15 protein-coding genes are annotated in these 21,121 nt (G+C 61.1%); 7 read left to right on the top strand and 8 right to left on the bottom strand.

Features of this window, described 5'->3' with window-relative positions:
• Nucleotides 1-91: 91 nt before the first annotated feature.
• Entirely contained in the window at nt 92-2,410 is a 2,319-nt protein-coding gene (locus R6W86_RS10880; protein WP_410329431.1) for an ATP-dependent helicase, read from the bottom strand.
• Between the two features lie 192 nt (nt 2,411-2,602).
• Between R6W86_RS10880 and R6W86_RS10875 the strand changes: the two genes are divergently transcribed.
• The 3 genes from R6W86_RS10875 (at nt 2,603) to R6W86_RS10865 (ending at nt 5,897) form a co-directional block, all read left to right on the top strand.
• Entirely contained in the window at nt 2,603-2,980 is a 378-nt protein-coding gene (locus R6W86_RS10875; RefSeq protein WP_410329378.1) for a DUF2237 family protein, read from the top strand.
• A complete protein-coding gene (locus R6W86_RS10870) occupies nt 2,980-5,136 on the top strand; it encodes a tRNA(Met) cytidine acetyltransferase TmcA (RefSeq protein ID WP_410329377.1) in 2,157 nt (718 codons plus the stop codon). Before R6W86_RS10875 ends, R6W86_RS10870 begins: the two co-directional genes overlap by 1 nt.
• 68 nt (nt 5,137-5,204) lie before the next feature.
• The gene (locus tag R6W86_RS10865) at nt 5,205-5,897 is read left to right on the top strand and encodes an ankyrin repeat domain-containing protein (RefSeq protein ID WP_410329376.1); all 693 of its coding nucleotides are present in this window, start codon (nt 5,205-5,207) and stop codon (nt 5,895-5,897) included.
• Between the two features lie 4 nt (nt 5,898-5,901).
• Here R6W86_RS10865 and R6W86_RS10860 read toward each other — a convergent pair whose 3' ends face one another.
• Entirely contained in the window at nt 5,902-7,005 is a 1,104-nt protein-coding gene (locus R6W86_RS10860) for an enoyl-CoA hydratase/isomerase family protein (protein WP_410329375.1), read from the bottom strand.
• A 220-nt stretch (nt 7,006-7,225) separates the two neighbouring features.
• On the opposite strand from R6W86_RS10860, the gene R6W86_RS10855 reads away from it, so the two are divergent.
• Nucleotides 7,226-7,561, top strand: a complete 336-nt coding sequence (locus R6W86_RS10855; protein ID WP_410329374.1) for a c-type cytochrome — start codon at nt 7,226-7,228, stop codon at nt 7,559-7,561.
• Nucleotides 7,562-7,588: 27 nt separating this feature from the next.
• Here R6W86_RS10855 and ppnN read toward each other — a convergent pair whose 3' ends face one another.
• Nucleotides 7,589-8,971, bottom strand: coding sequence for a nucleotide 5'-monophosphate nucleosidase PpnN (gene ppnN / locus R6W86_RS10850; RefSeq protein WP_410329373.1), 1,383 nt, complete (start codon nt 8,969-8,971; stop codon nt 7,589-7,591).
• A 111-nt stretch (nt 8,972-9,082) separates the two neighbouring features.
• On the opposite strand from ppnN, the gene thiI reads away from it, so the two are divergent.
• Nucleotides 9,083-10,537: a tRNA uracil 4-sulfurtransferase ThiI gene (gene thiI / locus R6W86_RS10845; RefSeq protein ID WP_410329372.1), complete on the top strand. Its 1,455-nt coding sequence runs from the start codon at nt 9,083-9,085 to the stop codon at nt 10,535-10,537.
• Between the two features lie 10 nt (nt 10,538-10,547).
• Here the strand turns inward: thiI and R6W86_RS10840 are convergent, their stop codons facing one another.
• Nucleotides 10,548-11,561 (bottom strand): histone deacetylase family protein, encoded by a 1,014-nt coding sequence (locus tag R6W86_RS10840; protein WP_410329371.1) that lies wholly within the window; start codon nt 11,559-11,561, stop codon nt 10,548-10,550.
• A 172-nt stretch (nt 11,562-11,733) separates the two neighbouring features.
• Here R6W86_RS10840 and R6W86_RS10835 point away from each other — a divergent pair, with 172 nt between their 5' ends.
• Together R6W86_RS10835 and uvrD are read left to right on the top strand one after the other, a co-directional pair.
• Nucleotides 11,734-13,182, top strand: coding sequence for an NAD-dependent succinate-semialdehyde dehydrogenase (locus R6W86_RS10835; RefSeq protein ID WP_410329370.1), 1,449 nt, complete (start codon nt 11,734-11,736; stop codon nt 13,180-13,182).
• A gap of 238 nt (nt 13,183-13,420) precedes the next feature.
• Nucleotides 13,421-15,586, top strand: a complete 2,166-nt coding sequence (gene uvrD, locus R6W86_RS10830) for a DNA helicase II (protein ID WP_410329369.1) — start codon at nt 13,421-13,423, stop codon at nt 15,584-15,586.
• Nucleotides 15,587-15,876: 290 nt separating this feature from the next.
• On the opposite strand, the gene R6W86_RS10825 is transcribed toward uvrD, so the two are convergent.
• The 4 genes from R6W86_RS10825 to arsB form a co-directional block, all read right to left on the bottom strand.
• Complete coding sequence (locus R6W86_RS10825) at nt 15,877-16,674, bottom strand: undecaprenyl-diphosphate phosphatase (protein WP_410329368.1); 798 nt, start codon at nt 16,672-16,674, stop codon at nt 15,877-15,879.
• Nucleotides 16,675-16,801: 127 nt separating this feature from the next.
• The gene (locus R6W86_RS10820) at nt 16,802-19,294 is read right to left on the bottom strand and encodes an arsenate reductase (azurin) large subunit (protein WP_410329367.1); all 2,493 of its coding nucleotides are present in this window, start codon (nt 19,292-19,294) and stop codon (nt 16,802-16,804) included.
• Nucleotides 19,295-19,308: 14 nt separating this feature from the next.
• The gene (locus R6W86_RS10815; protein ID WP_410329366.1) at nt 19,309-19,842 is read right to left on the bottom strand and encodes an arsenate reductase (azurin) small subunit; all 534 of its coding nucleotides are present in this window, start codon (nt 19,840-19,842) and stop codon (nt 19,309-19,311) included.
• Between the two features lie 210 nt (nt 19,843-20,052).
• Nucleotides 20,053-21,117, bottom strand: a complete 1,065-nt coding sequence (arsB, locus tag R6W86_RS10810) for an ACR3 family arsenite efflux transporter (RefSeq protein ID WP_410329365.1) — start codon at nt 21,115-21,117, stop codon at nt 20,053-20,055.
• Between the last annotated feature and the right edge of the window lie 4 nt (nt 21,118-21,121).

Genomic DNA, 21,121 nt, shown 5'->3' with positions numbered 1-21,121 from the left:
GACAAAGATTGAAATATTTGGTTACCGAGGTGAGTTTACGGCGATGATTTGCAATCGGATGCGGTGAATCAGGCCAAAGCAGTCAGGCGAATCAGGCCAAAGCGGAAAAGTAGAGGTGTGCACTTTTCTTGCTGAAATTGAGAGTGTCTCCGTTGTCGAAGCGGACTTTGAAGGAGCTTTCGTCCTCACCGACGATCGTCCCTGCCCCGAAAATTGCATGGCTCACCCGCTTACAGTGCCAGACGGGCGCTTGCAGATCTCCGACAGGCTGAGTAGCCCCCTCCAGACTGACGCCTTCCCGCTGGGCATAGCGCTGGCTGACCGGAGTGAGCGGCGCATCCAGGCGGATGCTTGACCCGATTTCAGCGCCTGTTCTCAGTTGCTCGCCGAGTTCATCCGACAGTTCGAAACAGCACTCCTCCAAAAACCGGCTGGGCGTTTGGTCACCGTCCAGGTGCGGGCGTTTGCTGACCGGTCGGCTGACCAGATGCAAGGCCTCTCGTGTCCGTGTCATGGCTACGTACAACAGCCGACGTTCGCTCTCCAGGAACGCCCGGGCATCATCGTGCGATCGGGGAGAGTAGGGCAGGTATTTCTCCTGCAGACCGGGAATGATCACCATCGGCCATTCCAGGCCCTTGGTCCGGTGAATGGTCGACAGCAGCACGCCCCCTTCCTTGTTCTCGCCGGCCTGCTGTTTCAGGGTTTTCAGATGCGTCAACGCACCCTCGGCGTCCACATCCAGGCTCTTCAGGTAATGCCGGAAACCTTGCACGGTATCGATCCGCTCCTCGGCACTCTCATGGGTCAATGCCAGGTTGCGGATGCCCTCGTACAGGTCAGTGTGCTCGGCATAAACGCTGATCAGCCCTGCCACCGGGCCCCTGAATCCGGACAGCTGGGCCAGCACGTCGCCCAGCTTACGCAGCTTGCGGGCAGCCAGGGGTGCCAGGGCACCGAAATCCATGGCCAGAATCCGCTCATGCCAGGCCTCGCCGAAACCGGCCAGGAACTGCGCCAGATTCTCCAGCTCCGGCTCCTTCAGCCCGACATGGGGAAACCGTAGTAATAACCGGGCGAGTTCCAGCCGATCCGCATCCGGCAACTGACCCAGCTTGCCGGTCACCACCATGAGCAGTGCGGTAATGGCCCGGACCTCCCGGCTGAACAGCGCCCCCTTGCCGGCATCAATCCGGTAGGGAATCTGCCGGGCCAGCAGCTTCAGCTCGATTGGCACGCTCTGACTCCAGACCCGGAACAGAATCGCCGTCGCCGACAAGGCCTCTTTGGCCTGGTTCTTCAGAATCTGCAGGACCTGATCGCTGTCGCTTTCCACCCGGTGCAGGTGAATCGCTGTATCCGGCGTGGACGGATGGGAATGGCACAGTACATCCTTGCGCCCGGTGTTGTGACAGATCAGATGATTGGCCAGCAGCGCCACCCGGTGGCCATAGCGGAAGGTATAGCTCAGCGTCTGCTCCAGCGGACTCTCGAACTCATCACTGAACCGCTTGAGAATAAACTCCGGCTTCGCGCCCCGGAACTCATAGATCGTCTGGTCCGGATCCCCCACCACCGTCACCCGCGCCCGGTCACCGGCGACATAGCGCAGCAACAAGTGCTGGATCTCATTGGTATCCTGGTACTCATCCACCAGAATCAGATCCATCTTGTTGCCCACCAGCCGTTGCAGTGGCGGATTCTGGTGAATCGCCATCACCGGCTCGTACAGCATGTCGGCATAACTGATCCGGCTCTGGGATTTACGCCACTGCTCGAAGCTGTGGAACAGATCGATCAGGTACCGGTGCTTGTCCGAATACCCCAACTCCTCGAACACCATCCCCGCTGGTGACAGCGTCGTCTTCACCAGATCGATAAAGCCGGTGGCCGTCTCCACAAAATCCTTCTTGTTGCGCCGGATCTCATCCGCCAGATCCTCCGGCGCCAGCCGCCGCGTAAGCTGCCAGGCCTGGAAACTGATCTCCTGTTCGGTCAGAATCTTGTCCGAAAACCCGGGCAGATAACCCTCCCGCACAAACCGCTTATAGAGCCGCAGCCCCATGGCGTGATATGTCCGGATCTCCGGCAATGCCAGCCCCGACTGATGACACACCTCCTGCAGCTTGCGCCCGAAATCAACCCGAGCACTTCGGTTGAACATCAACACCAGCATCCGGTCCGGATCGTGCCCCTGTTCCAGCAAATACCGGATCCGCCAGGCCAGCGTCGATGTCTTGCCACTACCCGCCACGGCAGTAATCACCGAATGCTCGTAGCCGGCGGTAATGATCGCCCGCTGCTCATCGGTCAGAAAATCCGGCAGGTTGGATGTATAAGGAGTTTGGGGGTTGGTCGGCATGGCCGGTATTGTACTGGCCAACTGGTAGTGCGGATACCGGTCCCGCATAATTGAAAACAATTGTTGATGCCTCACGGCCTATGACTCACAGGCATGACAGTGAGTTGGGAGAGCCCCTTCCAAAACTGTGCGGAGCCATGGATCGCGGAGCTCAAGCGCCACATGGACGTGCCGCCAGGAGCGGGTTTTGGAAGGGGCTCTCCCAACTTACTGCCCCCGCAACCAGAAGGTCTAAGAAAGATGGAAATGTCAGAACCAGTAAACGTCCTGGGCGAAAAACTGGAAACCTGCGGCACCGACCCCGAAACCGGCTTCTACCGCGACGGCTGCTGCAACGTAGGCCCCGATGACCTCGGCCTCCACGCAGTCTGCGCCGTCGTCACCGATGACTTCCTCGAATTCTCCAAAGCCCAGGGCAACGACCTCGGCACCCCAAGACCGGAATTCGGCTTCCCCGGCCTCAAAGCCGGCGACAACTGGTGCCTTTGCGCCGCCCGCTGGCAGGAAGCGTTCGAAGCCGGGTGTGCCCCCAGGGTCCGGCTCCGGGCCACACACCAGGCCGCCCTCGAGAAAAGCGGCCTGAACGACCTCAAAGCCCACGCCGCAGACCTCAACTGATGACTCCGCCCTTCGGTGACAAAGCCACAGGGCGTCTAGCCTGGTGTCGGCTGGTTGAGCACCTTGGTGCCCTCGGCGAGCGAAGGCTGGTCCTCGTCGAGGGCGACCGCGACCGTGCGCTGGCATGGCTTCAGCAAATCCTGCCCGAACTGCACCAGTCACCCGGCATCTGGACCGGCCCCAGTGATGACAATCCATCGGCAGGCCTCACCCCGGTGCCGCCGGCCAAAGCCAGAGACTGGCTGGGCCGCGAACTGGCAGTGGTGGTCTGGGACGGCTGGCAGGGCAACCCGCCGGATGGCCTGGCAGCGATTACCGGCACCCTTAAGGCCGGGGGCCTGTTGTTCTGGCTGATGCCTCGTCTGGCCGACTGGGGCCGGTTTGCCGATCCGGATTACCGGCGTACCGGCCTCGACAATGCCGAGCACCACCCGTTTGCTCGGCGCATGGCAACCATTCTCGGCAACGATCCCAGCGTGATTTGGGTCGACGCCCGTGATCCCGGCCGTACCCGGATACCGACACTGCAGGCGCCAGAAAGCCCCTTCACTGTAGCTACCACCGACGACCAGCAGCGCCTGATCGGCCTGTTGCTTCACTTCGGCCAGGGCCGGCGCCGGCGTCCCCTGGTGGTCACCGCAGACCGGGGCCGGGGTAAGTCCGCTGCCTTGGGTATCGCTGCAGCGGGGCTGTTACAACAGGGCCGCGCGCGCATCCTGGTGACGGCGCCCAGCCGCGAAAGTGTTGAAACTCTGTTCCACCACGCCCGGCAAACCCTCGGGAACGACCTGGTAGCTGACGACGGCAACGGCCTCGTCAACCGGGCCGGGGCCGAACTCCACTTCGTACCGGTGCAGGAAATGCTGGCTTTAAGGTCACCGGCCGAAGTGGTCCTGGTCGACGAAGCGGCAGCGATCCCGCCCCAGATCCTGGAGACCATCCTGTTGGGCTGGCCCAGAGTGGCCTTTTGCTCCACGATCCATGGCTACGAGGGCGCAGGCCGTGGCTTTGCCATCCGATTCCGCTCCGTGTTGGACCGCAAGACACCGCACTGGCAGTCTGCCACCCTGACCGAGCCAGTGCGCTGGGCTTCGGGTGATCCACTGGAGGCGCTGGCCTCTAACCTTTTCCTGCTGTCTGCTTCCGGCCTGGACAGGGATGATGCCCGGCTTCCCGCCAATGTTATCCGGATTGATCGGTGGTGCCCCGCTGACGCGCCGGAGTCCGAACTCGCCGACGCTTTCGGCTTGTTGGTCGATGCCCACTACCGGACCACTCCGGCCGATCTGCGCCAATGGCTGGATGATCCATCGACTGTGACCTGGTGTGCCTGGCACGAAGGCCGCATCGTCGGGATGCTCTGGGGAGCAGTTGAAGGCGGACTGAGCAGGGAGCTGGCGCAGAGTGTTACCCGGGGCCAGCGCCGTATCCGGGGTCATCTTCTGGCCCAGTCCCTGGCATCCCACAGTGGCTTTCCGGAAGCAGCAACCCAGAGGACCCTTCGGGTCGTCCGGGTTGCCGTTGCCAGTCATGCGCGCCGCAGTGGGGTGGGCAAGCGCCTGGTGGCGGCCGCCCGGACCTGGGTGGCTGAGCAGCGGCTGGATAGTCTGGGCACCAGTTTTGGCGGCAGTCCCGAATTGCTCGCCTTCTGGCAGTCCTGCGAGCTGAACGTGGTCCGGGTGGGGTTTTACCGGGAGAGTAGCAGCGGTGAGTACCCATTGCAGATGTTGACTGGATCGCGTCCCCAGGGTGTCGAACTGGTCGATCGCCTGAGAGGGCGGCTGGCCCGGCACTGGCTGACACTGGTCCCGCGGCACTGGTGCGGGATGCCCGCGGAACTGCTGGCGGCCATCAGTGACGACCTGCCGGAAACCCGCATCCTGAATGATGATGACCGGCGCGATCTGGACAACTTTGGCCACGGACACAGGGGCTTTGATCTTTGCCTGCCGGTACTCCGGGAGCTTGGGCAAGTGCCGGGTGTCATGAACTGGCTGAGGACGCGACGAGACTTGGCCCTGTGGACGGCAGCGGTGCTTCAGGGCCGCTCCTGGGCTGATGTGCAAGCCGCCGGCATGTGCCGCGGCCGGAGGGACGGCGAGGACCGCCTTCGCGCACTGGTGCGGGAACTCCTGGAGAACGGACCTGAGATGTGACCCGCTCGATTTAATTCCCGTCGTCCCCTGCGCAGAATAGGCCCACATTCAATACAGAGATCGTTGATATGGCCAAGGGATCCGGCACCCTCCACGCACTGTTCCTGTCGCTTTTGCTTTCGCTGCTGGTGTCGGGATGTGCCACCCGGGATGAACCCGGCAACCTCGCCCGGGAAACGGCCACCGAGACCGCTACGCCGCTGATTCGGGCAGCGGCAGCCGGCAACCTTGAGAAAGTCAAAACCCTGGCAGAAGCCGGTCACTCGCTCAATACCCTGACCGAGCGGGGCTCCCCCCTGATGGCGGCCGTGCGCGCCGGACGTGACCGGGTGGCCTGGTACCTGCTCAGTGAGGGAGCGGATCCGGATCTTGCCGCGCGGGGTGAGTCAACGCCCTTGATGGTCGCGGCGGGTGACGGCAGCCGCCGGCTGGTCCAGCTGCTGCTCTCGGCTGGTGCCAGTGTCAATGCGGTGGATGAACGAGGGTATACGCCGGTGATCCGGGCTGCCGAGCAGGGCAACCTGTCCGTGGTCAAGGTGTTGTTGGCCGCCGGGGCAAACGTCAATGTCAGTCAGGGCGGCGAGTCGTTGCTGATGAAAATTGTCGGCAGCGGGGATCTGCTGACCGCAGAGATGCTGCTGGCGGCCGGCGCCGACGTCAACTACCGGGCGGAGGACGGCAGCACCGCCCTGAGCCGGGCCCGGGCCATCAACAATCGGGATCTGGAGATGTTGCTGGTGCAGGCGGGCGCTCGCCTGTGACAGGTTACTTCAGCTGCATCGGGTCGGTCTCATCGTCCCACTCCGGCTCAAAGTGGGCGGCGACAACGGTCTCCGGTACTTCGGCCACCGTGGCGTAGGACCAGGCTGGTTTCTGGTCCTTGTCCACCATCCTGGCCCGGATACCCTCGGGCAGATCCCGGCGCCGGCTGCACTCAAGGGCCATGGCCAGCTCCATCCGGAAGACATCTTTCAGGGACATCTGCTGGGCCTCCTTTAGCTGGGTCCAAACCAGCCAGGCAGAGACCGGGCAGCCGCCGCGCAGGTTGTCGATGCAGGCCCGCCACCAGTCACTGTCAATATCCGAGCCAAGCAACTGATCCACCACGGCCGTCAATTCCCCGCCGGCACTGAGGCGCGCAATCGTCTGTTCGTGCTGTTCCAGGTTGCTTGTCGGCAGCGCCCGGTAATCCGGCGCCGGCATCTGGTCGAGCAGTCGGAACAACCGGTTGTCATCGGCAGCGGCCTCACCGGCCCAGCGCTGTTCCTGCAGCCGGGAGAGCAGGGTGTCCCGATCTTCAGGCAGCAATGCCATATCCGCCAGGCCCACCCGCAGGGTATCGGTCACGTTGAGCCGGGCACCGGTCAGTCCCATGAACAGGCCCAGGCGTCCCGGCAGGCGGTTGAGGAACCAGCTGGCGCCGACATCCGGAAACAGGCCGATGGAGATCTCCGGCATGGCCAGAGTGAGGTCCGGCGTTACCAGTCGGTAGCGGCAGGCGGACAACAGGCCCAGGCCGCCCCCCATGACCAAGCCATGCCCGATGCCAACAACCGGCTTGGGGAATCGGTGCAGGCTGTAATCCAGCCGGTATTCCCGGGTAAAGAAGCGGGAAGGGGCTTCATGGTCGCCGTGACCGGTCATGGCGCCATAGAGCTGGCGGATGTTGCCACCTGCGCAGAAGGCTCGGTCACCAGCCCCTTGCAGTACCACCAGGCAGATCCTGTCATCCGTCGCCCAGCGATCCAGGGCATCCTGGGTCTGCTCCACCATGCCTTCGCTCAGGGCATTGAGGGTGCCGGGCGAGTTCAGGGTGAGCAAGCCAAGAAAGCCTTCACGGCAGGGTAGTTCCTGGACCTCTACGGACATGGGGTGTGTCTCCGGGTTGGCTAAAACAGAAATCTGGGTATTCTACGTTGTCGTACTTTCCCATTAACCCGCGAGTGCGGTAAAGGGGACGATTGTCGAAATGAGCGCCTTGATCTATCACATTTGAGTCAGGCGCGCTCTGTGCTATAAGTGCATCACAGTCGAGTTTTATAACACCTAAAGGCATTTTCACGCCGACAACGATGAGAGGGTAGTAACTATGAAATTCAAGAACTTCGCGATTGCAGGACTGATGTCTGCCGCTGTTGCCCTGCCGACTCTGGCTTCCGCTGCGGGCGACGTTGAGGCCGGCAAGGCCAAGGCTGCCGTTTGTGCCGCTTGCCACGGTCAGAATGGTCTGGCTCAGATTCCGACCTATCCGAACCTGGCCGGCCAGAACGAACAGTACCTGGTGTCCGCGCTCAAGGCGTATAAGAACAAGCAGCGTTCCGGTGGCCAGGCCGCCATCATGCAAGGCCAGGCCGCAGCCCTGAGCGATGAGGATATCGCCAACCTGGCAGCTTACTACGCCAGCCTGCCGGCTGGTGGTCAGTAAGCTCCGGCTTGGTGTCAGCGGGGCGGCTCAGGCCGCCCCGCTGACAATACGGTAAGACGGCTGGTAAGCCTGCAGGCCAGGCAGCTTCATCCGGTTCTGGGCTACAAACTGCTCCAGCATCGCCTCCAGAGGCTTGATCAGCGAGGGATCTCCTGCGATCTCGAACGGCCCTTTCTCCTGAATCTGGCGAATCCCGCTTTCCTTCACATTTCCCGTGACAATTCCGCTGAATGCCTTGCGCAGGTTTGCCGCAATCATGTGCACGGGCTGGTCCCGGTGCAGTTCCAGTGACCGCATGCTGTCGTGGTTGGGCTCGAACGGCAGCTGGAATACCGGATCGATCTTCAGCATCCAGTTGAAGTAGTAGGCGTCCTGCATGGCGCGGCGGAACGTTTCCACCTCTTTCATACCCTTTCTCATGGCCTGGGCGACGCGGGCCGGGTCATCGATGATGATTTCATACTTGCTGGCGGCCTCGTCACCGAGGGCATTGCGGATGAACTTGTCGATCATCTCGAAGTATTCCGCGTTTTCTTTCTCGCCGGTGAAAATGACCGGGAACGGCAGGTCCGAATTGTCCGGGTGCAGGAGGATGCCGAGCAGGTACAGGATTTCCTCGGCGGTACCTACGCCGCCGGGGAACACGATGACGCCGTGGCCGCAGCGCACGAAAGCCTCGAGGCGCTTTTCGATATCCGGCATGATTACCAGTTCGTTGACGATCGGGTTCGGTGCCTCGGCACCGATGATGGCTGGCTCAGTGATGCCCACATAGCGGCCATTCCTAACCCGCTGCTTGGCGTGGCCGATGGTGGCTCCCTTCATCGGTCCCTTCATGGCACCAGGACCGCACCCGGTGATGATGCTCAGCCCGCGCAGGCCCAGCTGGTGGCCAACTTCCTTGCTGTACTGGTACTCCGCCTGGCTGATGGAGTGGCCGCCCCAACAAACGACCATATCCGGCTGGCGCCCGGCTTCCAGTACGCCGGCGTTGCGCAGGATGTGAAATACCAGGTTGGTGATGTCTTCGGGATTATCCCGGCGGAACCCGGCAATGGTCTGGGGAATGGAGTGGGTGTATACGATATCCCGGAGCACGGAAAACAAGTGCTCGCGGATCGCCCGCAGCATTTCACCATCGACAAAGGCATAACCGGGGGCGTTGATCAGTTCCAGCTTCAGTCCCCGGGGCTGGGGCACCAGTCTCACGTCGAAATCGGCGTGGGCCTCCATCAGGGCCTTACAGTTGTCGGTTTCGACGCCGGTGTTCAGCACGGCCAGGGCGCACTGGCGGAACAGCTGGTAAAGACCACCCTCGCTCCGGTCCTTGAGCCGATTGACTTCATGATTGGAGAGGATTTCAAGGGCGCCCTCCGGGGAAACCAGGGCGTTGTTCGTGGGTTCTGTCATTTAACGGTGAAACTCCTGAAGGTTTCGGCAATGCCGGATTTTGAGGCACTCTGACAAAACGGTACACTAAGCGCTTTCCTCTTTGTACGCCACCCGACAAAACTCCGATCTATGAAATTACTGATTCGTCCCGCTCCGGAAGTTGCCATCAAGAGTAAGCCCGTTCGTCGGCAGCAGATGAAACAACTCCGTCAGAACATTCGCAAGCTCCTGGCCCGACTCGATCACGAAATCGTCGTAGAGGGCAGCTGGGATCGGGTGGACGTGGAGGTTCCGGATGACCGGGGTCTCTATGGTCCGGTTATTGATGCCCTGTTGCGGATCCCGGGCATTTCCAGCATTCAGGAAATTGAGGTGTATCCCTTCCAGTCCCTGGAAGATATCGGCGAAAAAGCTGTCGCTGCCTTTGCTGGCCGCCTGGACGGCAAGACCTTCGCTGTGCGTGCCAAACGCCTGGGGAGCCACGACTTCCGGTCCATCGATATCGAGCGCTCGGTGGGGGCGGCGCTTTGCAAAGCTTTCGATACCGCCGGTGTCGATCTGAAATCACCGCAGGTCGAGGTCCGGATCGAGGTCAAGGAAGATGGCTTCCACATCGCCCGGCGCAAGCATCAGGGCCTGGGCGGCTACCCGTTGGGTTCGGTGGAAAGCGTGATGACCCTGATCTCGGGTGGCTATGACTCCTCCGTGGCGGCCTACCTGATGATGCGCCGTGGCCTGCGTAGCCATTTCCTGTTCTTTAACCTCGGTGGCACTGCCCATGAGGTCGGTGTTCGCCAAGTGGTGCATTACCTGTGGGAGCGCTATGGCGCCTCCCACAACGTGAAGTTCATTTCCGTGCCGTTCGAAGGCGTGGTGGCGGAAATCATGCGCTCGGTGAACAACCGCCATTGGGGCGTGGTGCTCAAGCGTCAGATGCTCAAGGCGGCGGCTGAAATTGCCCGTGACCTCAACATCGCCGGGCTGGTGATGGGGGATGCGGTGGCCCAGGTGTCCAGTCAGACCCTGTCAAACCTGAACGTGGTGGACCGGGCCAGTGACGAAGTGGTGTTGCGGCCGCTGATCGCCATGGACAAGCAGGAAATCATCCGTATTGCCCATGATATCGGCACCGAGTCCTTTGCCCGCAACATGCCCGAATACTGTGGTGTGATTTCCCAGAAGCCGGCCACCCGGGCCAAACTGCACCGGGTCGAGGCCGATGAGGCGAACATGGATGCCGGGGTGCTGGCCCGGGTAGTCGAAAAGCGGACCGAAACCCCGGTCAACCGTCTGCTGGAAACTACGGTCACGCCGGAAGAAGTGGAGCTGGTGGAAACGCCGGCGGTGAACGACGTCATCATCGATGTGCGCCATCCGACGGAAGAAGAGCAGTCACCGCTGGAGCTGACCAACAACCGGGTCCTGAAGATCCCGTTCTACGAACTCAATCAGCAGATCGACGAACTGCCGCAGAATCGCCAGTACCTGCTGTACTGTGACCGCGGCACCATGAGCCGGATGCACGCCGGCCACCTGAAGGCCGAAGGGCACGACAACGTCAAGGTCTATGCCCCGGCCTCGTAACGGGTGAGCCTCAGCCTTCCAGGCCCCGGAAAAACTGCTGCACGTTGGTGCTCAGGGCTTCCAGGTCGTAACCACCCTCCTGGACAATCAGTGTCGGCAGGCCCAGCCGGCGGATGTGGGTGCTTAGCCGGTGGAAACCTTCCGAGGATACCGATACCTTGGCCTGGGGATCGTTCTTGTAGATGTCAAAGCCCAGGGTGAGGATCAGGGCATCGGGCTGGAACAGCTTGATGGCGGCCAGGGCCTCGTCCACTTTGGCGAAGAAATCCTCCTCACTGGAACCGTGTGGCATGGGCATGTTGATGTTGTAGCCATAGCCTTCGCCCTCGCCACGTTCGTCCTCGAAGCCGCTTACCACCGGGTAGAAGTTGGTGGGGTCGCCGTGGATGGAGATGTACAGGACATCGCTGCGGTCATAGAAGATTTCCTGGATACCCTGGCCATGGTGCATATCGGTATCCAGAATCACGATTTTCGGGAACCGGGATTTCATGTGTTCAGCGGCAATGGCAGCGTTATTCAGGTAGCAAAAACCACCGGCCGCGTCCCGGCGCGCGTGATGTCCGGGTGGTCGGCATACCGCATAGGACGTCCTGTCGCCGGCAATCAGTGCATCGGCCGCACCCAAGGCACTCTGGGCTGACCAGTAGGCCGCGTGCCAGGTGTGTTCGCCAATCGGACAGCTGCCATCGGCCTGGTAGCGGGCCGCCTCGGCGAGAATGCCGGTCAGGTGATTGGGCGAGCGGACGAAAATGTTCGAGATCACCTCGTCACCCCAGTCATCCATCTGCTTCCAGCGGCGGTGGGCGGACTCCAGAAAGCGGAGATAGCCCAGATCATGAACCTTCGATATCGGGCCGGCACCCTGGTCCGCCGGTTGCAGAACCGAAATGCCCATTTCCCTCAGGCCGTCCAGCATTTGACCAGTACGATCAGGCACTTCCTGCGGCTGACGCATCTGCCCACGGGTAAAGTAGGTCTGGGGAATATGCTGATCCTGTGCGGGATGGAAAAACGCTTTCATTGTCCGGCCTCCTGAAATGGTAATGCTCCGAGTATAAGCACAGTCGCAGGATGTTCAAAAGCCTGCCCTTGACTTTACAGGCTGCGCTACAACACTCACTATGAAAGACATGAGCCACTGACGCAATGCCGTCCCGGAAGGGGCGCCGCCAAATACCGAAAGAGGAGCCGAGATGATTGAGTCACCCCTGTTGGAAAAGCTGACTGGCTACATTGGCGGTCGCTGGACAGACAACGCCGAAGGTAACACTTTTGATATCTACAATCCGGCGACCGGCGAAGTCATCGCGCAAGTACCGTCAATGCCGGAGCGGGATGTCCAGGCTGCCGTGGCTGCCGGCAAGTCGGCTCTGAAACTCACCAACCCGTATTCCATTGAAACCCGGCGCAAATGGCTGGAAGACATCCGGGATGGTCTGAAGGAGAACCGCGAGGAAATCGGCCGAATTCTCTGTATGGAGCACGGCAAGCCCTGGAAGGAAGCCCAGGGCGAAGTCGACTACGCCGCCGGCTTCTTCGATTACTGCGCCAAACATATCCAGGCCCTCGACGCCCACACCATCCCGGAAAAGCCCAAGGACTGCACCTGGACTGTCCATTACCGGCCGGTCGGCGTGACGGGCCTGATCACACCGTGGAACTTCCCCATCGGCATGATCGCCAAGAAACTGTCCGCGGCGCTGGCGGCAGGCTGCCCGTCGGTGATCAAACCGGCCAGCGAAACACCGCTGACCATGATTGCCCTGTTCAGTTTGATGGACAAACTGGACCTGCCCGACGGCATGGTCAACCTGGTGATGGGCAAGGCCAGCGTGATCGGTAAGGTCCTGTGCGAAAGCCCGGACGTCCCCATGCTCAGCTTCACCGGTTCCACCGAAGTGGGCCGCAAGCTCATCGTCGACACCGCCGATCAGGTCAAAAAACTGGCCCTGGAACTGGGCGGCAACGCTCCGTACATCGTATTTGAAGACGCTGATCTGGACGCCGCAGCCGATAACCTGATCGCCAACAAATTCCGGGGTGGTGGCCAGACCTGCGTGTGCGCCAACCGCATCTTCGTCCACGAGAAAGTGGCCGACGTCTTCGGCGAGAAGCTGGCGGAACGGGTCAACAAGATGACGGTTGGCGACGGCATGAACGAAGGCGTCGACATTGGCCCGCTGGTCAACAAGCAGGGCTTTGACAAGGTCAAACGTCACCTGGATGACGCCCTGGAAAAGGGTGCGAGCCTGGTCGCCGGCAAGCAGCCGAGCGAGCTCGGTGACGGACTGTTCTTCCCGCCGACGGTGGTGGTCGGCGTCAACCGGGACATGTGTTGCTACCAGGAAGAAACCTTTGGTCCGCTGGTGCCCATGGCCCTGTTCCGTACCGAAGAGGAAGTCATCGACGCCGGCAACGACACCGAATTCGGCCTGGCCTCCTATGTGTTCACGGCAGACGCTGACCGCGCCCAGCGCGTGGCCGCCGGCCTCCGTTTCGGCCACGTCGGCTGGAACACCGGCACTGGCCCGACCCCGGAAGCGCCATTCGGTGGCATGAAGGCCTCCGGTATCGGGCGTGAAGGTGGTCTTGAAGGCCTGTTCGAGTTCGTCGAGCCTCAGACTGTGCCCAGAGGTTTCTGACGAAAAGCTCTCTCCCAAGCGCGAATAGCGCGAGGGCGGGGCCCCTTCCAGGACTGTCTGTGGCCAAGGATGGCCACAGTCAAGCGCACATGGACGTGCTCGTAGCGTGTCCTGGAAGGGGCCCCGCCCTCGTGCGTTTCCCCCTAAAGAACGAGGGCTATCCCAGGCCCGACAAGCCCCGCCATACCCTGTTATACTCCCAAGCCTGTTTATTTAACCAGTAGCGAACCGAATCCCTATGGACGTCTCCCACATCATCGATCCCCTGAACGACGCCCAGCGTGAAGCTGTCACCGCCCAGAACGACCACCTGCTGGTATTGGCCGGCGCAGGCAGTGGCAAGACCCGGGTGCTGGTGCACCGGATTGCCTGGCTGATGACCGTGGATCGGGTACCGCCGACGGCTATCCTGGCGGTAACCTTCACCAACAAGGCGGCGAAGGAGATGCGCTACCGGGTCGAGCAAATGATGCAGATCCCGACCCGGGGACTGTGGATCGGGACCTTTCACGGGATTGCCCACCGGTTGCTGCGGGCGCACTGGCAGGATGTCGGACTGCCGGAGAACTTCCAGGTGCTGGACAGCGACGACCAGCTGCGCCTGATCAAGCGGGTAATGCGGGAGAACCAGATCGACGAGAGCCGGTGGCCGCCGAAGCAGGCCCAGTGGTTCATCAACAGCCAGAAGGATGAAGGCCTGCGGGCGGACCACATTCAGGAGAATCCCGGCGACCACTTCACCTCCACCATGCTGAAGATCTACCGCCAGTACGAGAAATTGTGCCAGCAAAGTGGGCTGGTGGATTTCGGCGAATTGTTGCTGCGTTCCCATGAACTCTGGCTGCACAAGCCTGAGCTTCTGGCCCACTACCAGCAGCGCTTCCAGCATATGCTGGTGGACGAGTTCCAGGACACCAACACCATCCAGTACGCCTGGCTGCAAGTGTTGGCCAGCAACCGGGTGCCTCTGACCATTGTGGGAGACGACGACCAGTCCATCTATGGCTGGCGCGGTGCGAAAATCGAGAACATCCAGCAGTACCAGCGGGACTTCCCCAACGCCCGGCTGGTGCGCCTGGAACAGAATTACCGATCCACCCAAACCATCCTGAAGGCCGCTAACTCGGTGATCGCCAACAACCAGGGGCGTCTGGGCAAGGAACTTTGGACCGATGGCTCCGAGGGCGAGCCGATCAGCCTGTATGCTGCGTTCAACGAACAGGACGAGGCCAACTATATCGCCGATTCCATCAGTGCCTGGGTGGACGAGGGCAACCTGCGCAGTGAGGCAGCGATCCTCTACCGCTCCAACGCCCAGTCCCGGGTGCTGGAAGAAGCGCTGATGCGCCAGGGCATTCCCTACCGGGTCTATGGTGGCCTGCGCTTCTACGATCGCCAGGAAATCCGCAACGCCCTGGCCTATCTGCGCCTGGTGCATTACCACCGGGACGATGCCGCTTTTGAGCGGGTGGTGAACGTGCCCACGCGGGGTATCGGTGCCAAGAGCCTGGCGGAACTGCGGGAATACGCCACCGAACAGGGTATCTCTCTGTGGGAGTCCGCCGAGCGCTTGCTGGCGGCCGGCCAGATGAAGGGTAGGGCGAAAACCGGTCTGCAGTCGTTCCTCGACATCATCAATGGCCTGTCTGAGATGGTGGACCATGCCTCCCTGCAGGGACTGATGAAACAGGCAATCGAAGTCAGCGGGTTGAAGGATTACCACGCCAGCGAAAAGGGCGAGAAAGGTCAGGCCCGGGTGGAAAATCTGGAAGAACTGGTCAGCGCCCTGTCCGACTTCGAGGTGGAGGAAGGCGTGGATCCGCTGGCGGAATTCATCGCCCAGGCCGCCCTGGATGCTGGCGAGTCCCAGGCGGACGCCCATGAAGACAGTGTGCAGCTGATGACTTTGCATTCCGCCAAGGGCCTGGAGTTTCCGCTGGTGTTCATGGCCGGTGTCGAGGAGGGCCTGTTCCCCCACAGCATGTCCCTGGAAGAGCCCGGCCGCATGGAAGAGGAGCGCCGCCTGGCCTACGTCGGCATTACCCGGGCCATGAAAAAGCTGGTGCTCACTTACGCCGAGTCCCGGCGGCTGTATGGCCAGGAGAAATTCCACGCCCTGTCCCGGTTCGTGCGGGAGATCCCGGGCGACTGCCTGCAGGAAGTCCGCCTGCGCAACACCGTGACCCGCCCGGCCATGGTCGAGCGACCCAACGAAAGCCTGTTCAGCCACGATTCCGCCCAGCAGGCCGGGTTCAGCCTGGGCCAGCGAGTGCGCCACCCGAAGTTCGGTGAGGGCATCGTGATGAATAGCGAAGGCACCGGGCATCATACCCGGGTGCAGGTGAACTTTGATGACGGGGCCAAGTGGCTGGTGTTGGCTTATGCGCCGCTGGAGGCTTGCTGAGGTTTGGGGGTAGCAGCGGGCTGGTCAGGCTTTCCGGCATGAAAAAGGGGTCAGAAGAAAGCGTTCGTCTGACCCCGATCTCGGGTCAGACTCCGCGGTAAAAACGGGGTCAGATGAAAGCTTTCATCTGACCCCTGGGGTTTCTCGGAGCTTGGGGCAGGTGTCGGGCAGGGCTTTCCAAAACTGTGCGGAGCCATGGATGGCGGAGCTCAAGCGTCACAGGGACGTGCCGCAAGGAGCGTGTTTTGGAAAGCCCTGCCCGGCACCTGCCTTCCCCACATCCAGAATGCCTACATCAGCACCGTGTAAATCACCCCAGCCAACACAATCCGGTAGATGACATACGGCCACATCCCCACCTTGTTCAGCCACTTCAGAAAGAAGTGGATGCCAGTAATGGCCATCAGGAACGAGGTCACCCCGCCAATCAAGAACCCACTCCAGTCCACGACTACATCGGAGGTTGCCACTTCCAGCAGCTTCACCGCCGACGCCAGCACGATAATCGGGATGGCCAGCAGGAACGAGAACCGGGAGGCAGTCTCCCGGGTCATGCCCAGGAACAGGCCGGCGGTGATGGTGACGCCGGAGCGGGAGGTGCCGGGTACCAGGGCCATGGCCTGGGCGATGCCGACGAGGAGGGCGTCTTTCCAGTTCAGCGAGTCCAGGGTGCGTTGCCGTTTCGGTAGCCAGTCGGAGATGCCGAGCAGGATTCCAAACACCAGAGTGGTCACGAAGATCACCGAGGCGCCCCGGAGTTCGTTGTCGATCATATCCAGCAATGCCAACCCGGCCAGGCCCGCGGGAATGGTGCCGATCACCAGGTACCAGGCCAGCGCACCCTGGCCGACAATCCTGCGCTGGGACACGGATTTCAATCCGTCCCGGGCGATGCCAAACACGTCCCGCCGGAAGTAGAGCACCACTGCCAGGAGCGTGCCCACGTGCACTGATAAATCAAACCCCACGCCCTGATCGGTCCAGCCGAAGAACGCCGGTGTCAGGATCAGGTGGGCGGAGCTGGAAATGGGCAGGAATTCGGTCAGTCCCTGGAGAAGGCCAAGGAACAGGGCCTGGAAAAGATCCATTCTGTGGGTTCCGTTCGGTTCAATGCGTCAGAAATGTGGGCGGGATAGTAGCAGGGAGGGCGGGGGCTGAACAGTTATCCAAGGGGCAAAAAAGCCGGACACCCGTTCGCGGGTGTCCGGCAGTCATTCAGACGTAGCGTCTGCGCTTGAAGCTTACCTTGTCGGCATAGTCTTCAATCCGCCCGACGCGGCGGACATTCGCCCAGGTTCCCTTGTAGTAAGGAATGATGTTCCGGTCGGTCCAGGGTGTCACCAGATCGCCCATGACGGAGTTGAAGTACATCGCCTCCATGAACACATGGCCTGGCTTGATGTCCGGCTCCACATAGGCCATGGCCGTCGTAGCGCCGTAGTCGTTGAACAGCTCGACCACATCGCCGGACTCGATACCGAGATCCCTGGCGTCCTCCGGATTGATCTCCAGCGGGGCCATAGGGTAACGGCCGCGGCGGAACTCCACGTGCTGGTCATGATAGGCTGTCTGCCAGATCTGGTTGGTGCGGCCATTGTTCACCCAGAACCGGTATTTCTTCCGTTGCTCCTCAACAGTGTCCGGTAGCCCGTTCCAGGGTGCGGGCTGGAAGTGCGCCTTGCCGTCGTCCGTGTCGAACTTGCCGTCGGTGTAGAGCATTTCCGTGCCGATCAGCTGACCGTCCGTGTACTCCTTGATCGGCAGCTGCACACCATTGTTGCCAGCGGCCCTGAGGCGCTCGTAAGTGGCCAGGTGGCCGGTGGGGCCGCCCTGACTGTCGATGTCTGGGGCTCCGGACTGGCCGGCGCGGCGGAAGCCGTCGTTGAAGGCGTCCTCCTCGGTTTGCCAGTCGAAGCCTTCAAAACGATTGGCCATCTCGGCGTTGCCCTCGTCCTCGTAAAGCTTGCGCAGGGCGTTGGCCATGTCTGCCGCAATCTGGCAATCCGGTTTGGCGGTTCCGGGAGGATCCATGAATTTCTCCGACAGACGCAGGCGACGCTCACCGTTCATGGAGGTGAGGTTCATTTCACCGGGGTGCGCCGCCGGCAGCATCAAGTGGGCGGCCTCAGTAAATTTGGTGGCGTACAGGTCGATTACGGTGACAAACAATCCACCGTCTTCCTTGACGGCCTTGTGGATGACCTCCGCCATCTTCTCCGGACCGGCGCCACGGACCCTGCGCAGGGCCTGTTTAACGATGTCGCTGCGGCGCAGGACCTCATTTCGGTACTGCTCGGCATTGAGGGTGGTCTGGAAGGCATTACAGGCCCAGACCGTCAGCATCTGGCCGTTGCCCTGAATGATTTCCTGATCCACATACGGAGCCGGACGGCCACCGGGGTACGGCGGGCGACAGTAGCCTTCCTGGTGACCGCCCATCCGAACCACACCGGTGCCCCGGCGGCCTACGTTGTGGGTGGCCAGCACCAGGTCCACCAGAGCCGACTGGATGCGGTAATTGTCGTTACCCCAGATGATGCCTTTCTCGTAACCGTGCATGGTCCTGGGCGCGTGGCCGGAGGCCTTGGGCTTGTAGGCCCATTCCGCTGCCTTGATCAGCTTGTCCTTGCTGATGCCGGTAATCCGGCTGGTTTCGTCCAGGCTCTGGCGGTTCGCCTTCAGGGCGTCCTCGAAGCCGCTGGTGTAAGCTTCGATGAAAGCCTTGTCATGCCAACTCTGATCCACGACGTAGGTCAGCAGGCCGTTGAACAAAGCGGTATCGGTGCCCGGCTCGATGTCCAGAAACAGGATGTTGTCCTTGCCGACGGCCTGCTCAAGCAGAGCGACGGTGAGTGCCCGACGGGGATCGACCAGGATGATCCTGGTCTGCTGAATGGTTTCCCCATCCTCATAGACAGCCCGCTTCTTGTCGGCTGTCTGGCCCTGCAGGCTCGGGAGCCAGTGGTTGAGGAAGTAGTTGGTCTGGGTTTCGTAGGCATTCGCGCCAATGGAGAAAATGCAGTCCGCCATCTGGGCATCTTCATAGCTGTTGTTCAGCTCGCCGATGCCCATGTCCCGGGTAGCGTGGCACTCGGAGTTGTAGGCGGGGCGGTTGTGAATCCGCACCATCTTTGTGCCCAGACCGGTGAAGATCAGCTTGCCGGTGCCCCAGGTGTTCTCGAAGCCACCACCGGCGCCACCGTGGTCGAACAGGTTGAACATCAGCTGGTCAGATCCGTCGTCATCCAGGATCCGCTTGGTCAGATGACTATACAGGGCGATGGCCTGATCCCAGCTGGTATCCCGCCATTCGTCACCGGCAAAGACCCGTGGATATTTCAGGCGCTGACTGCCAACGGGCGTCTGCGGCGAATGCATGATGGAGGCCATCTGGCCACCCCGGGTGGACGAGAGCCCGCCGTTTACCTTGCACGCCTTGTCCGGGACGATCATGATTCGGTGGTAGCTACCATCATCATCCTGGATAACGTTGGTCATGGCCTGGGTCATGGTGGCTGCCAAAGGTGGCAGTTGCTGGCGGAAGTCCAGGCCCAGCGCGTTCTGATCGGGCGCCAGACCGCCTTCCTGATCGGCAGGCCACTTGTAGACATGGTAACCGCAGCCAACGATACAGAAATGGCAACAGGTCTGGGTTTTCTGGGCATTGGCCGGCGGCAGTGCGATCCGGTCCCTCTTATGTTCGAACATGAGCTCGTCCTCCTTCAGGCGCCGGGAAGCAGATTGGACTGGCGGCCATAAATCAGACCATCCACTCCGATCGCCTCAATGGAATCGTCCGAATCCCGGTACGTCAGGAGAATCCGGGGCAGGTTTTCCGTGGCCTGGCCGGATACCATCTGGCCATTGAGCTCGGAATCAAACACGCTGAAATGGCAGGGACACTTGAACGTGCGCTCCTCAGTAGAGTAGGACACTGGGCAACCCATGTGGGTGCACAGGGTGCTGTAGGCGACGATGTCGCCATCCGGACCAACACCACCCTGGGTTTTACGGCCGGTTTTGATCAGGGTGCAGGGTGAGGAAGCATCGGGATAGCTAAAGGAAACCGGCTGGCCGACTTTCAGGTCGCCTGCCTTGCTGATAGTGGTTTTCGGGTAGTCGAGCATGACCTTTCCGGGCTGCTGGCTACCTTCGGCGGCGTGCGCCGGGTTCAGTAACAGGCTGCCGCCGAGTGCGGCGGAGCCGGCTGCGGTTGTACCGGTAAAGGCCAGGAACCGCCTTCTTGACAGTTTCATTGGTCGTCCCTCTCCATTTTTGTTGTAACTGCGCAAAGGGCCCTGCTCAATAACAGGGCCCTTGTTCCGAATGTGTTGCAGTTCACATTAAAGAGTAGTTCAGACCTGTCGAGAAGCATCGATCTGGATGCTTGATGTTGTTACGGCAGCCCTTTTTCTGGATAAATTTTGACCACGATCAAGTTTGGTGACTGGCGACTGTTACCTGTTCTAGACGGGGAAGCGATCCTTCGTTTTATTGGCAATGCGCACCAGAACCAGCATCAGGGGCACTTCCACCAGCACACCAACCACCGTGGCCAGCGCAGCCCCGGACTGCAGGCCGAACAGGGCGATAGCCGCGGCGACGGCGAGCTCGAAGAAGTTGCTGGCACCAATCATGGCGCCGGGTGCGGCAATGCAGTGGCGCACTTTCCACAGCAGGGCCCAGCCATAGGCCAGGAAGAAGATCAGGAAGGTCTGCACGATCAGCGGCACGGCAATCAGCGCAATGTGCAACGGATTGTTCAGGATTACCTCACCCTGGAAGGCGAACAGCAGCACCAGGGTGACAATCAGCGCCCCCGGCGTAACCGGCCCCAGCCGCTTCATGAACACCCCGTCGTACCAGCGCTGGCCATGGCGGGCAATCAGGGTGCGTCGGGTCAGGTAGCCAGCGGCAAGCGGAATGACGATATACAGGACCACTGACAGCAGCACCGTATCCCAGGGCACCTGGATGTCGGAAATGCCCAGCAGGAAAACAACAATGGGTGCAAAGGCGAACAGCATGATGATGTCGTTCAGGGACACCTGTACCAGCGTATAGGCGGCATCACCTTTGGTCAGGTAACTCCAGACAAACACCATGGCCGTGCAGGGCGCGGCGCCCAGCAGAATGGCGCCGGCCAGGTATTCGCGGGCCAGCTGTGGCGAGATCAGCGGTTCGAACACCACCATAAGGAAGAACCAGGCGATGGCAAACATGGTGAAGGGTTTGATCAGCCAGTTCACGATAGTGGTAATGGCCAGACCTTTTGGCTCTTTGCGAACACCGACAACAGCACTGAAATCAATCTGCGCCATCATCGGAAAAATCATCGCCCAGATCAGGATGGCGATGGGGATGGACACCTGGGCGTATTCGAAACGCGACAGGGTTTCCGGTATCGACGGGGCCAGTTGCCCCAGGGCCACGCCAGCCACGATCGCCAGTGCCACCCATACAGACAGGTAGCGTTCGAATATCCCCATGCCGCCGGATGAAGCTTCCGTGGTCAGTTGGTTGCTGCTCATTGCA

The sequence above is a fragment of the Marinobacter sp. genome, from assembly GCF_046484525.1.
In the GTDB taxonomy this organism is placed as follows: domain Bacteria; phylum Pseudomonadota; class Gammaproteobacteria; order Pseudomonadales; family Oleiphilaceae; genus Marinobacter.
The sequence above is the reverse complement of the archived record's forward strand: the minus strand, read 5'-3'. Positions and strand labels throughout refer to the sequence as shown.